The organism is Aeromicrobium tamlense (assembly GCF_013408555.1).
GTDB lineage: Bacteria > Actinomycetota > Actinomycetes > Propionibacteriales > Nocardioidaceae > Aeromicrobium > Aeromicrobium tamlense.
In genome coordinates, this window is the sequence record NZ_JACBZN010000001.1 from 2,905,482 (window position 1) to 2,918,547 (window position 13,066).

The following is a 13,066-nucleotide window of genomic DNA, read 5'->3' on the forward strand; positions in this document are numbered from 1 at the left end:
ACACGTCGATCCTACTGTCCGGTAACTGTTTGTCGCCCGGACTCACCGGATCACCACGGGATTGACGGGCGCTCCGGTGCCGCCGACGACCTTCAGCGGGGCCGCCGTGTAGAGGAACGTCCACCGCCCGTCGGCAGCACAGGCGGCCGCCAGGTCGTCGAGCCAGGCGATCTCGGTGAACGTGACGCCGAGGTTGCGCATGAGCGCGCTGTGCAGCGGCAGCACGACGCCGTGGTTCGGGTCCATCGTGACCTCGTTGGCGATGGTGTCGGTGACGAGGTTCGGGATCTCCATCCGCTGGAACCACGAGACGAGCTCGGGCGAGTAGGTCAGGCCGGGCTCGCAGAAGTCGGCGTAGAAGTCCTCGGGCGTCGTCTCGTACCAGTGGCCGATGAAGCCGGTGCGGATGAGGAGGACGTCGCGGGGCTGGATCTCCTGACCCTGCGCCTTCGCCGCCTCGACGAGGTCGACGTGGGTGAACGTCTCGCCCTTGTCGAGGTGGTCCTTGCCGCGGTGGCGGGCCATGTCGATGAGGATGCCGCGGCCGACGATGCCCTTCTGCGCGATGGGCAGGACCGAGGCCTTGCGCATGTGGCCGACCGTCTCGGTGGCGTCGAACCCGTTCCAGATCTTGCCGCCGTACCAGACGTGGCCGAGGGCGTCGTACTGCGTGGACGCCTGCAGGTAGATCGTCGCCTTGTCGTCGGCGTAGTGCGCGCCACCGGGGGTCTCGTCGCCCTCGCCGCGCTGGAAGAAGCCCTCGTCCATGACGTTCTCGCGCTGGATCTGCTCGCGGCCGGGCCACACCGGGTCGCCGTGGCCGGGCGAGCCCATCGGCACCTGGAGCGTGAAGGTCTCGCCCGAGACGATCGCCGCGGCGCCGCGGACGGCCTCCTCGGGACCGAGGTAGTTCAGCGAGCCGACCTCGTCGTCCGGGCCCCACTTGCCCCAGTTGGTGGGCGACTCGGCCAGCACGGCCTCGGTGTCGGGCGCGGTGGTCTCGGTGGTGGCGTTCTCGGTCATGGTCGTCCTCTCGGGGTGGTGAGCCGACGGCCGGCCAGTCCGGTCGTCTCGGCGACGTGCCAGGCGTGGTCGATGATCGCCTGGATGCGTTCGGGGGTGGGCGCTCCGCCCTCGGCCGTGTTGGCCGGGTTGTCGAGGGTGCGCCGGTAGACGCCCTCGCAGATGATCGCGACCTTCCACACGCCCAGGACGTGCCAGAAGGCGAGCGTGTCGCCATCGCGCCCGGAGGCGTCGAGGTAGGCCTGGGCCAGCTCGGCGCGGGTGGGGAACCCGGGCAGGGTCGAGGCCTCGAAGAGACCGCTCGCGGTCTCGCCGGTCTCGGGCCAGTAGGCCAGGGTGCTGCCGATGTCGGCCATCGGGTCGCCGAGGGTGGACAGCTCCCAGTCCAGCACCGTGCGCAGGGCGCCGGTGTCGCCGTCGACGATGACGTTGCGGATGTGGAAGTCGCCGTGGACGAGCGAGAGGTCGCCCGGCGGCGGCACGTGGGCCTGCAGCAGGGCGGTCAGCTCGTCGAGGTCGGGGCGGTCGGCGGTGCGGCTGGCCTCGAACTGACGGGTCCAGCGCTTGAGCTGGCGCTCCGCGTAGGGCGACCGCGACGCGAGGTCGCCCAGGCCGACGGCGTCGACGTCGACGGCGTGGATCGCCGCGAGGGTGCGCGCGATGCCCAGGCCCACCTCACGCCGGACGGACGGGTCGAGGGACTCCGCGATCTCCATGGTGTCCAGCACGACGCCGTCGACGTGCTCCATCACCACGACCGGCACGTCGGAGACGGCGGGGTCCTCGCAGACCCCCACCATCCTCGGCACCGGGACCGGCGTGTCCTGCAGGGCCGACAGGATGCGGTGCTCCCGCACCACGTCGTGGGCCGAGGCGAGCAGCTCGCCCAGCGGGGGCCGGCGCGCGATCCACTGCCGGCCCTCCTCGTCCCGGAGCCGGTAGGTCAGGTTGGACTGGCCGCGGCCGACGCGGGTCGCGGAGATCGTCCCGCCCACGTCGATGCCGCGGCCACGCATCCAGCCCGCGAGGGCGTCCAGCTCCAGGGCGACGGTCACCGTCCGCTCCCCCAGCGCTGGCCGCCGTCGATCACGAGGGTCTCCCCCGTGATCCAGCTCGCGGTCGTGCCGGCGAGGAAGGCGACGGCGGACCCGATGTCCTCGGGCTCGCCGATCCGGCGCAGCGGGGTGTTCGCCGCGACGGCCTCCTCGTGCTCCTTCCACAGCTCCTCGGCCAGGCGCGTGCGCACCACGCCGGGAGCCACGGCGTTGACCCGGATGCCCGGGCCCAGCTCCTGCGCCTGGTGGCGCGTCAGGTGCACCAGCGCCGCCTTCGAGGCGTGGTAGACCGCCAGGTTCGGGCCCACGGCGAACGCGCCGAGCGACGCGGTGTGCACCACCGAGCCGCCGTGCTCGCCCATCCAGAGCTCGTGCGCCAGCTGCGTCCACAGCGTGGGACCCCACAGGTTCACGTCGAGCGTCTTGGCGAAGCGCGAGTGCTCCTGCTGCACGAGCGAGCCGAAGGCCGGGTTCGTGCCCGCGTTGTTGACCAGGACGTCGATGCTGCCGAACCGCTCCAGCGTGCGCTCGAGGCACGTGCGGGACGCGGCCTCGTCGACGACGTGGGCGCCGATGCCGATGGCACGCTCACCCACCTCGCGAGCGGCGGACTCGGCGTCCTCCTCCTTCCGCGCGGTGAGGACGACGTTCGCGCCCTCGTCGTGCAGGGCCCGGGCGATCGCGAGGCCGATGCCCCGCGATGCGCCCGTCACCACGGCGGTCTTGCCGGCGAGTCCGAGATCCATCAGGCGTCACGCTCCGAGGCGCGGCGGCGCAGCTCGACCCGGGCCAGGGTGCGCTTGTGCACCTCGTCCGGACCGTCGGCGATGCGCAGGGTGCGCTGGTGGGCGTAGAAGCTGGCGAGCGGGAAGTCGTCCGTCACGCCGCCGCCGCCGTGCACCTGGATGGCGCGGTCGATGATCTTGAGCGCGATCTCGGGCGCCTTGACCTTGATCGCGGCGATCTCGGTGCGGGCCTTCTGGTTGCCGACCGTGTCCATCAGCCACGCGGTCTTGAGCACGAGCAGGCGGGTGGCCTCGATCTCGATGCGGGCCTCGGCGATCCAGTCCTGGATGTTGGAGCGGTTAGCGACGGGCTCGCCGAACGTGGTGCGCGCCTGCGCCCGGTCGATCATGAGGTCCAGCGCGCGCTCGGCCATGCCGATGGAGCGCATGCAGTGGTGGATGCGGCCGGGGCCGAGGCGGGCCTGGCTGATCATGAAGCCGTCGCCCTCGCCCGCCAGGAGCGCGGTCTTGGGGACCCGCACGTCCTCGAACAGGATCTCGGCGTGTCCCTCACGGTCCATGTAGCCGAACACGGGCAGACCGCGCACCACGGTGACGCCGGGGGTGTCGATCGGGACGACCATCATCGACTGCTGACGGTGCGTCTCGGCCTCGACGTTCGTCTTGCCCATGACGATCAGCACGCGGCAGTTCGCGTGCAGCGCGTTGGACGCGAACCACTTGCGGCCGTTCAGCACGTACTCGTCGCCGTCGGCCACCATGCGCAGCTCGACGTTCGTCGCGTCCGAGCTGGCCACGGCCGGCTCGGTCATGCAGAACGCCGACGCCATCTCGCCCGCCAGCAGCGGCTTGAGGTACTTCTCCTTGTGCTCCTCGGTGCCGAACAGCTGGAGGACCTCCATGTTGCCGGTGTCGGGGGCGTTGCAGTTGATCGCCTCGGGCGCCAGGTAGGGGCTGCGACCGGTGATCTCGGCCAACGGCGCGTACTGCAGGTTCGTCAGGCCGGGCGAGCCCCACTCCTCGTTCTTGTGGGGGTGGAACAGGTTCCACAGGCCCAGCGAGCGGGCGGTCTTCTTGAGGTCCTCCAGGACCGGCGGGTGGAAGTTCGGGTTGCCCGACTCCGCCATCTGCTGGTGGTACACCGCCTCGGCCGGGTACACGTGCTCGTCCATGAAGGCGTTGAGCTTGTCCTGGTACTCACGCGTCATCGCATCGGGCTCGAAGTCCATCGATCTGTCTCCTCAGGGTGGGGGTGCGGGGCGCCGGCGTCCGGCACCCCGCGGGAAGGGTTTCGTGAAGTGGCGACGCTAGGCAGCCGCGCGCCGGCGGGCCAGCGTTCCGACGCCGACGCCGAGGATCAGCAGCAGTCCCTGGAAGAAGTACTGCCAGTAGGTCTCGAGTCCGATCAGGGCGATCGAGTTGAAGCCGACCGAGACGGTGATGACGCCGACGAGCGTGCCCAGGATGTGGAACTGCCCGTCGCGCAGGACGGCCGAGCCGAAGAACGACGCGGCGAACGCGCTCAGCAGGTACGTGTCGCCGGCCGAGACCGCCGCGCTGCCCGTGCGGGACGCCAGCAGGAAGCCGGTGACCGCCGCGCACATCGAGCAGACGACGAACGCGATGACGCGCACGCGGTCGACCCGGATGCCCGACAGCTCGGCCGCCACGCGGTTGCCGCCGACGGCCTGCATCGACTGGCCCAGCACCGTGCGGTTGAGCAGCCACCACAGCAGCGCCGCGATGACGAGCATGATGTAGACGGGGTAGGGGATGCCCAGGAAGCGGCCGAACGTGATCTCCAGGAACGCGTCCGGATCGCCGAGGGCGACCGGGGCGCCGTCGGAGATCATGTAGTTCACGCCGATGACGATCGTGCCGACACCCAGGGTCGCCACCAGGGCCGAGACGTTCATGAAGGTGACGACGAACCCGTTGATCAGGCCCACGATGCCGCCGACGACCAGGATGGCCACCAGCGCGAGCGGGATCGAGAAGTCCTGGTTCACCATGAGCCAGCACGCGGCCACGCCGGCGAGGCTCGCCGTGTTGCCGATGCTGAGGTCGAACTCGCCCGTCACCAGCACGAACGTCAGACCCATCGCGATGATGGCCGAGAGCGCGCTCTGGTTCAGGATGTTGATCGCGTTGTCGACCGTGGGGAAGGTGTTCGGCGCCAGGATCGACGTGACGATGATGAGCGCCGCCAGCACGAGCAGCGCGCCGTAGCGGCCGAACCACTCGAAGTAGTGGGACTTCGAGGCCGGCGCCTCCGCGGTCGGCTCGTTCTCCATGAGCGTGGTCATGCTTCCTCCGTTTCGGTGGTGCCGGAGCTCTCGTGGCTTCCGAAGCACAGTGCGGTGAGGTGGTCCTCGTCGAATTCGCTGGCCGGGACCTCGGCGACCAGCTGTCCCCCACGCATCACGAGGACGCGGTCGCAGATCGCGAGCTCCTCGAAGTCACTGGAGATGACCAGGACCGAGGTGCCCTCGGAGGCCAGTCCGGTGATGATCCGGTAGATCTCGGCGCGAGCGCCGACGTCCACCCCCACGGTCGGCTCGTCCAGCACGAGCAGACCGGGACTGGTCCGCACGTACTTGCCGACGACGACCTTCTGCTGGTTGCCACCACTGAGGTGGTGGGCGGTGTCGCGGATCGAGCGGGCCTTCACGGAGAAGCGCTCCATGAGGGCCTGCCCGGTGGCCCGGGACGACTTCGGCCGGAACCGCGAGCGCATGCTCGGCGACGAGCCGTGCTCGGCCATCGCGAGGTTGTTCTCGACCGTGTCGGTCAGGACCAGCCCCTGGCTGCGCCGCTCCTCGGGCACCAGCGCGATGCCCGCGCGCAGTGCCTCGTGCGGCGACTTCGGCGCGTACGGCGCGTCGTTCAGCGTCATCGTGCCGCCGGTGGCCCGGTCGGCGCCGATGAGCAGCCGCGCCAGCTCGGTGCGGCCCGCGCCGACCAGGCCGGCGATGCCCACGATCTCGCCCTCGTGGACGTCGAACGAGGCACCGATCACCCGCGGCGCACGGCTCAGGTTCCGCACCGACAGCCGCACCGGCCGGGTCTCGGCGACGGTCTCGTCGGCCTCGGCCTCGAGTCGCGACACCAGCTTCTCGACCTCGCGGCCGACGATCTGGGTGGTCAGCTCCTGGCGGTCGGTCTGCGCCGAGTCCAGCGTGGCGACCTTCTGCCCGTTGCGGAACACCGTGATCGTGTCGGAGACCTCGAGCACCTCGTCGAGACGGTGGGAGATGTAGAGGATGCCCACGCCGTCGGACGTCAGCTCCTCGATCACCGCCATCAGTCGGCTGGCCTCCTCGTCGGTGAACGAGGCCGTCGGCTCGTCCATCGCGATGAACCGGGCATCGCGCATGAGCGAGCGTCCCAGCGAGACCATCCACCGGTCCGAGACCGACAGCTGCTCGACCTCGACGTCCAGCGGGATGTCGAACCCGAGCCGCTCCTGCACGGCCTTGGCCTCGCGGCGCAGGCGACGCAGGTCGAGGATCCCGAATCGTCCGGGATGACCCGATCCCATCGCCATGTTCCGCAGCACCGAGAACTTCGGCACCAGGTTCAGCTCCTGGTGGATGAAGCTCAGGCCGAGGTCGGCCGCATCGCGCGGATTGGCGACCTCGACGCGCCGGCCGTCGAGGAGGATCTCACCCTCGTCGGCCCGCTCGAGGCCGGCGAGGATCTTGACCAAGGTCGACTTCCCGGCGCCGTTGGCCCCGCACAGGGCGTGGACCGAGCCGGGCTCGACCTCGATCGAGACGCCGTCCAGAGCCCGACTGCCGCCGAACGACTTGGAGATGCCACGCATCTGGAGCAGCCCCGTCGTCGTCGGCTCCGGTCCGGGCCGGACGCTGTCAGTGGCTCCGGTCATCTTCTCCCCCTCGTCGCCCTGCGCGGGCACGTCGAGCTCTGGACGGATCGTCATGTCAGCCAGCCCTTCAGGACGCGTCCGCGCCGGGGTTGTCCTTCAGGTACTGGTCGAGCGTCTCCGGCGTGATGATCGGGAAGGGGATCTCCTCGGTCTTCGGCTCGGCGTCCACGCCGCCCTTGATCACGTCGGGTGTCGCGTCGAACAGCATCTGGGCCGAGCCCGCCGTGTCCGGAGCCGCGGTGGCCGCGAGCTGGCCCTCCTTGAGCGCCTTCAGCGCGGGCGGGGTGCCGTCGTAGCCGTAGATCTTCACGTCGTCACGACCGGCCTGCTTGGCCGCCACGATCGCGCCCATCGCCGGGTCGTCGAAGCAGGCCCAGATGGAGAGCGGCTCGGAGCCCTTCGGGTTCTTGGCCAGCCACGTCGTGGCGAACTTCTGGCCCGACTCCAGCTGGCCCGGAATCAGGACCTCCTGGCGGTCGACGGTGATGTCGGTGCCCTCGACGGTCTTGTTGAAGGCATCCTCGCGCAGCTGGCACGGCAGGCCCGGCTTGTAGCCCAGCGCGAGCACGCGGCCCTTGCCGCCCATGTTCTTCACCATGGCCTCGGGGACCTCGGTGCCCGGCGAGACGACCAGGTCGAACGTGACGCCGTCGGCGCCGCCGCCCGCGATCGACGCGACGGGGATGCCCGCGGCCTTGGCGGACTTCAGGCCCGCCGTCAGCGACTTCGACTCGATGACCGAGACGATGATCAGGTCCACGTCCTTCTGCACGAAGTCCTGCATCGCGCCGATGGCCTTGTCGACGGCACCGTCGGGGTTGGCCGTGGTGACCTCCCAGCCCTCGTCCTCGGCGAGCTTCGTGTACTTGTTGATGACGGCCTCGGTCGTGACCTCGCTCGGCGCGAAGCGAACGATGCCGACGGAGTAGCTGTCGTCTCCGCCGTCGGATCCGGAGGACGAGCCTCCACAGGCGGCAGCGGTGCCCAGGGCGAGAGCCATGGTCGCTCCCAGTGCGATGCGTCGGAACTTCATCGAGCCTCCTCAAGCTCTTGACCACCTACGGGGTGGTTCACCGGTCCCCCTGTGGCGAGGCCGGATGCGGTGCATCCGGTCGACGCCCGACGGCCGCGCGTGCGGTCGCCGTCGTGCAGTCGTCCGAGCGGGCGGCTCCACGCATGCCGCGACGCGAGGTCGCGGCGATGTCTGGGATCCCTCGTCACGCGAGGGAGTCCTGATAGCGGCGCATGCCGCGCAGCCAGCGGTCGTAGTCCGACCCCTTGCGGCGGTAGAACTCCAGGACGTCGGGGTGCGGCAGGATCAGGAACTCGTCCGTGCCCAGCGACTCGACGACGATGTCCGCCACCTCGAGTGCCTCCAGGACGAGTCCCGCCTGCGTGACCGCCTTCGCGCCCTGACGCGCCGCCGCGCTGTCGGAGTCGGCGCCGCTGTTGAGCATCGCCGTGTTGACGCCCATGGGGCACAGGCAGCTGACGCCGATGCCGCGCGACCCGTAGGTGACCGACAGCCACTCCGCGAAGGCGACCGCGGCGTGCTTCGTGACCGAGTAGGTCGCCGAGCCGATCTGGGTCAGCAGGCCGGCGGCCGACGCCGTGGACAGGAAGTGGCCGCTGCCGCGCTCGAGCCAGCCCGGGACGAGCAGCTCGGCCGCGCGCACGTGCGCCATGACGTTGACGTCGATCGAGGTCTGCCAGTCCGACGGCGTCGCGTCGAGGTTCTCGCCCAGGCCCACGCCCGCGTTGGCGGCGTAGAGGTCCACGGGGCCGAACGCCGACTCGGCGAGTGCGATCGTGGACTTGATGTGCTCGACATCCGAGCAGTCGCCCGCGAGCGCTTCGATCGTGCCGGGGTGGTCGGCGGCGATCGCGTCGACCTCCTCCTTGAGGCGGCCCTCGTCGAGGTCGGTGGCGACGACGCGCGCACCGTGCTCCACGAAGCGCCGGCACAGGGCCGCGCCGATGCCGCCACCGGCGCCCGTGACGATCGCGACGCTGCCGTCGAGCCTCATGCGCGGTTCCCCTGCGCGGCCACCGAGCGCAGCTCGTCGCGGTCGATCGCCCGCTTGAGGATCTTGCCGGTGGCGCCCTTCGGGAGGGCGTCCACGAACGCGAACAGGTGCGGCACCTTGTAGGCCGAGAGCCGCTCCTTGGCCCAGGCGCGGATGCTCTCGGTCGTGGCCTCGGAGCCCTCGGTCAGCACGGTGACCGCGGCGATCTCCTCGCCGTAGTGCTCGTCCGGCACGCCCACCACCGCGACCTCGACGATGTCGGGGTGCTCGTACAGCACCTCCTCGACCTCGCGCGGGTAGACGTTGTAGCCACCGCGGATGATGAGGTCCTTCACGCGGTCGACGATGCTGAGGTAGCCGTCGGCGTCGAGCGTGCCGATGTCGCCGGTCTTGAGCCAGCCGTCGCGCAGGTCGGCGGCGGTCGCGTCGGGCCGGTTCCAGTAGCCCTTCATGATCGTCGGGCCCTGGATGTAGACCTCGCCGGGCTGGTCGGCGCCGAGGACGTTGCCCTCGGGGTCGCGGACCTCGATGGTCGAGCCGGGCAGCGCGGGTCCGACCGTTCCGGTCTTCTGCTCGCGGTTGATGTCGTTGAAGGTCGCGGCGCCCGTGGACTCAGTCAGCCCGTAGCCCTCGAGGATCGCGCAGCCGAAGCGGTCCTTGAACGCCCGGATGACCTCGACCGGGAGGCTCGCGCCGCCCGACGTGGCCAGTCGCAGCGCGGTGAAGTCGTCGGCCGTGTAGTCGCCCCCGACGTGCAGCATCGCGTTCCACATCGTCGGCACGCCGGCCAGCGTGGTGAGCTCGTCGGCCACCATCACGTCGAGCATGACCTTCGGGTCGAAGGGGTGCACCAGCGAGAACGAGGCGCCGGTCGACAGCGTCGTGTTCATGCAGACGGCCTGTCCGTAGACGTGGAAGAGCGGGAGCCCGGTGCCGAAGCGGTCGTCGGGATCGATGTTGAGCACCGGCTGGAACGACGTCACCGTGTCGACGAGGTTCGCGGCCGTGAGCTCGGCGCCCTTCGGGCGGCCCGTCGTGCCCGACGTGTAGAGGATCAGCGCGGTGTCCTGGGCCGCGTGCTGGTGCGGCTCGGTGAGCGGCTCGGCGTCGAACGAGAAGCCGGCGTCGATCTGCCAGAAGTCCAGGCCCCTGTCGGCGGCGGCGGCGCGCGCGTTGTCGGCGCACTCGTGCCAGGCGATGACGAGCGAGGCGCCCGAGTCGTCGAGCACGTAGCCGATCTCCGGCTCGGTCGACATCGTGTTCATCGTGATGACCGTGACGCCGGCGGCGTGCAGGCCGTAGTAGATCTCGGGGAACTCCGGGATGCTCGGCGCGATGAACAGCACCCGGTCGAGCGGCGCGGCGCCCGCGGCGCGGACGGCTCCGGCGACCTGCTCGTTCGTCCGGCGCAGCTGGCCGAAGGTGATGGTGCGGGGCGAGCGGATCGCGACGCGATCGGCATCGGACTCGGCGTGAGCCCAGACATCGGCGGCGATGTTGACCATGCGGGGGGACCTTTCGACGCTGCGTGTGACCTATGTCACCGAGCAACGTATGTGAAACCGATCACAGGTTCAATAGGAATCTGAACTCAATTTCAGAAATCTTTTCGGGCCATGGACAGCGACCCTCCAGGCCGCGTCGAACAGCCGGGACACGCGGAAAGGCCCGGCACCGCAGGGCGGTGCCGGGCGCTCCGGCGTGCTCACGAACGGGTGGAAGGACGGTGAGCCGTCACTTCACCTCGTCCGGGTACTTCTGCGCGAACTCGTCGTAGGACTCCTTCGTGACCACGAACGTGGGGATCGGGATGTCCTCCGGCTCGGCGTCGACGCCGCCCTCGATCACCTCGGGCGTGCGCTCGGCCAGCTCGCGGCCGGCGCCGGCGACGTCGATGAACGCCGTCGCACGCATGGCGCCGGACTGGACCGCCGTCACCGCGGCCGGCGTGCCGTTGATGCCGTAGACCTTGACGTCGGTCCGGTCGGCCGACCGCAGGGCGCTGACCGCGCCGAGCGCCGGGTCGTCGAAGCACGCCCAGATCGCGAGGTTGCCGCTGTCCTTCGGATTCTTGGCCAGCCACGCCTGGGTGAACTTCGTGCCGCTCTCGACCTGGCCGGGGATGGCCACCTCCTGGCGCGTGACGGTGATGTCGCTGCCCTCGAGCGCCTCGTTCAGCGCCTCCTCGCGACCGATGCACGGCAGACCGCTCTTGTAGCCCAGGAGCAGCAGCTCGCCCTCGCCGCCCATGTCCTCCACGAGCTGCTTCGACAGGTCGGTGGAGACCAGCGCGCCGGAGTCGGCGTTGAGCGGCACGCCCTCGCCGGAGCCGCCGCTGAACGAGATGATCGGGATGCCGGCCTCGGTGGCGGCACGGACGCCGCCGGTGATCTGGTCGGTCGGGAAGACCGTGACGATGATGAGGTCGACGCCCTTCTGGACGAAGTCGTTGACGGCGCTGATCGCCTTGTCCACCGAGCCCTGCGGGTCGACCTTCGTGACGTTCCAGTCCTGCTCGTCGGCGTAGTCGATGTAGGAGTTGATCGCCTTCTCGGCGGTCTCGTCGGTGGCCGAGAACTGGACGATGCCGATGTCGTAGGAGTCGTCTCCCCCGCCACCGTCACCGTCGCCTGTCGAGTTCCCGCACGCGGCGGCTGTCGCCAGCGCCGCGACCATCGTCGCCCCGAGAGCCATGCGTCGAACGTTCATCGAGCCTCCTCAAGCTCGAGTCCGCTCACCGATGGGCGGACTCATGACCTCCTCCCCGGCGTCTCGGACGAGCCCGATGTGAGGTAGGTCACGCTGAACCTAGGTGAAGTCAAACTCAACTTCAATAGTGCCGACGAGTCATCCCGTCGCCCCTTCCGTCGCGGAGCGCTCAGACGAGCTTGCGCACGACCGACAGCGGAGCGTGCTTCATGACCTGGCCGATCGGCGCCCAGGGCCAGGCGGGGACGGCGGCGTCGACGACCTCCTTCTCGATGTACTTCACCATCGCGGCGGTGCCCGTCTCGGTGTCGACCATCAGCCGCTGCTCCTGCGCCACCTGCTCGTTCATCTCGCTGGCGATGTAGCCGGGGTAGAGCGTCGTGACCTTGATGTCGTGACCCTTGCGGCCGATGAGGTCGGAGCGGATGCCCTCCGCGAGGTGGGCCACGCCCGCCTTGGTCGCGGCATAGGTGGTCATCGACGAGGGCATGCCGCGCATCGCCGACATCGACGAGATCAGCACGAGGTGGCCGGCGTTCCGCTCGTAGAAGTGCTGCATCGCGGCCTCGGACTGCGCGAGCGCGGCGACGAAGTTGGTCATCGCGGTCTGCCGGTTGGCCTCGAACTTCCCGGTGCCGATCCGGCCGCCCTTGCCCAGGCCCGCGTTGACGACCACACGGTCGAGTCCGCCGAGGGCGTCGGCCGCCTCGCCGAAGACGCGGAACACGGCGTCGTGGTCGTTGACGTCGAGCGCGTGCACGGAGACCTCGATCCCGGGGTGCGTGGCGACGAGCTCGTCGCGCAGCGCCTCCAGCCGCTCGACCCGCCGGGCGGTGATGGCCAGGTGGTGTCCCGACGCGGCCAGGTGCCGGGCCATGCCCTCGCCCAGGCCCGAGCTGGCGCCCGTGATCAGCGTGTTCCGTCGCATGTCGCTCCTCGTGGTGTCAGCGGAAGGTGACGTCGGCCGCGGGCAGGTGCCCGTGGTCGTTGAACGTCAGCACCCGCGGGCCGGTCGCGCCCACCATGAGCGTAGTGACACTGCTGTTCACCACGACGTCGTTCAGCTGCTGGAACGCCGAGTCGTCGCCGGTGATGAGCTGCGAGGCGACCATCGCGATGGGTCCGCCGGAGGTGAACACCAGCACGCGGCGGCCCTTGCCCGAGGCGAGCCGGACGGCCTCCTCGAAGCCGGCCAGGACCCGCTCACGGAACAGCTTGTAGGGCTCGGCGAAGTCGCCCTCGCCGCGACGCCACACGTCGATCGCCTCGTTCAGCGCGGCCTGGAACTCCTTGGAGTTCTTGGTCAGCGCACCCGGGTCGAAGGCCGTGGCGACGGCGAGGTGGTCGTACTCGTTCCAGCGCGGGTCGATCTCGTACCCCGACAGGCCCGGGTCGGCGTCCTCCTCGCCGAGGCCACTGGCGTCGATCGCGGCGATCGCGGTCTGGGCGTGCCGCAGCATGCCCCCGGCGATGGCGTCGGTGAACACGACTCCCCCGGCCTCCCAGGCCGAGCCGAGCGCGGCCGACTGGCGCGTGCCCAGCTCGCTGAGGCGGTCGTAGTCGTCGGTGCCGAAGGACGCCTGACCATGACGCACCAGGTGCAGGGTTCCCACGTGC

At 70.0% G+C, this 13,066-nt stretch carries 12 protein-coding genes; all 12 read right to left on the reverse strand.

All coding sequences use genetic code 11. The annotated features are described in order from the left end of the window. Positions 1–42 precede the first annotated feature (42 nt). The 12 genes from BJ975_RS14250 to BJ975_RS14305 all read right to left on the reverse strand — a co-directional run bounded on the left by BJ975_RS14250 (position 43) and on the right by BJ975_RS14305 (position 13,062). Positions 43–1,023 (reverse strand): cyclase family protein, encoded by a 981-nt coding sequence (locus BJ975_RS14250; protein ID WP_179427078.1) that lies wholly within the window; start codon positions 1,021–1,023, stop codon positions 43–45. After that, entirely contained in the window at positions 1,020–2,078 is a 1,059-nt protein-coding gene (locus BJ975_RS14255; RefSeq protein WP_218845947.1) for a phosphotransferase family protein, read from the reverse strand. Before BJ975_RS14255 ends, BJ975_RS14250 begins: the two co-directional genes overlap by 4 nt. Next, positions 2,075–2,824, reverse strand: a complete 750-nt coding sequence (locus BJ975_RS14260) for an SDR family oxidoreductase (protein WP_218845948.1) — start codon at positions 2,822–2,824, stop codon at positions 2,075–2,077. Before BJ975_RS14260 ends, BJ975_RS14255 begins: the two co-directional genes overlap by 4 nt. Further along, entirely contained in the window at positions 2,824–4,053 is a 1,230-nt protein-coding gene (locus BJ975_RS14265; RefSeq protein ID WP_179427080.1) for an acyl-CoA dehydrogenase family protein, read from the reverse strand. Before BJ975_RS14265 ends, BJ975_RS14260 begins: the two co-directional genes overlap by 1 nt. Before the next feature lie 78 nt (positions 4,054–4,131). Then, positions 4,132–5,130 carry an ABC transporter permease gene (locus tag BJ975_RS14270; RefSeq protein WP_179427082.1) on the reverse strand — a complete coding sequence of 333 codons (999 nt, stop codon included), beginning with the start codon at positions 5,128–5,130 and terminating at the stop codon, positions 4,132–4,134. Next, positions 5,127–6,767, reverse strand: coding sequence for a sugar ABC transporter ATP-binding protein (locus tag BJ975_RS14275; RefSeq protein WP_179427084.1), 1,641 nt, complete (start codon positions 6,765–6,767; stop codon positions 5,127–5,129). The genes BJ975_RS14270 and BJ975_RS14275 overlap by 4 nt, the downstream gene beginning before the upstream one ends. A gap of 13 nt (positions 6,768–6,780) precedes the next feature. Next, entirely contained in the window at positions 6,781–7,746 is a 966-nt protein-coding gene (locus BJ975_RS14280; RefSeq protein ID WP_179427086.1) for a sugar ABC transporter substrate-binding protein, read from the reverse strand. A 184-nt stretch (positions 7,747–7,930) separates the two neighbouring features. Beyond that, entirely contained in the window at positions 7,931–8,740 is an 810-nt protein-coding gene (locus BJ975_RS14285; protein ID WP_179427088.1) for an SDR family oxidoreductase, read from the reverse strand. Beyond that, positions 8,737–10,245, reverse strand: a complete 1,509-nt coding sequence (locus tag BJ975_RS14290) for an AMP-binding protein (RefSeq protein WP_179427090.1) — start codon at positions 10,243–10,245, stop codon at positions 8,737–8,739. The genes BJ975_RS14285 and BJ975_RS14290 overlap by 4 nt, the downstream gene beginning before the upstream one ends. Before the next feature lie 229 nt (positions 10,246–10,474). Further along, positions 10,475–11,449: a sugar ABC transporter substrate-binding protein gene (locus BJ975_RS14295; protein ID WP_179427092.1), complete on the reverse strand. Its 975-nt coding sequence runs from the start codon at positions 11,447–11,449 to the stop codon at positions 10,475–10,477. A 169-nt stretch (positions 11,450–11,618) separates the two neighbouring features. After that, positions 11,619–12,377: an SDR family oxidoreductase gene (locus tag BJ975_RS14300; protein WP_179427094.1), complete on the reverse strand. Its 759-nt coding sequence runs from the start codon at positions 12,375–12,377 to the stop codon at positions 11,619–11,621. 16 nt (positions 12,378–12,393) lie between these two features. After that, positions 12,394–13,062, reverse strand: a complete 669-nt coding sequence (locus tag BJ975_RS14305; protein ID WP_179427096.1) for a histidine phosphatase family protein — start codon at positions 13,060–13,062, stop codon at positions 12,394–12,396. Positions 13,063–13,066: the final 4 nt, after the last annotated feature.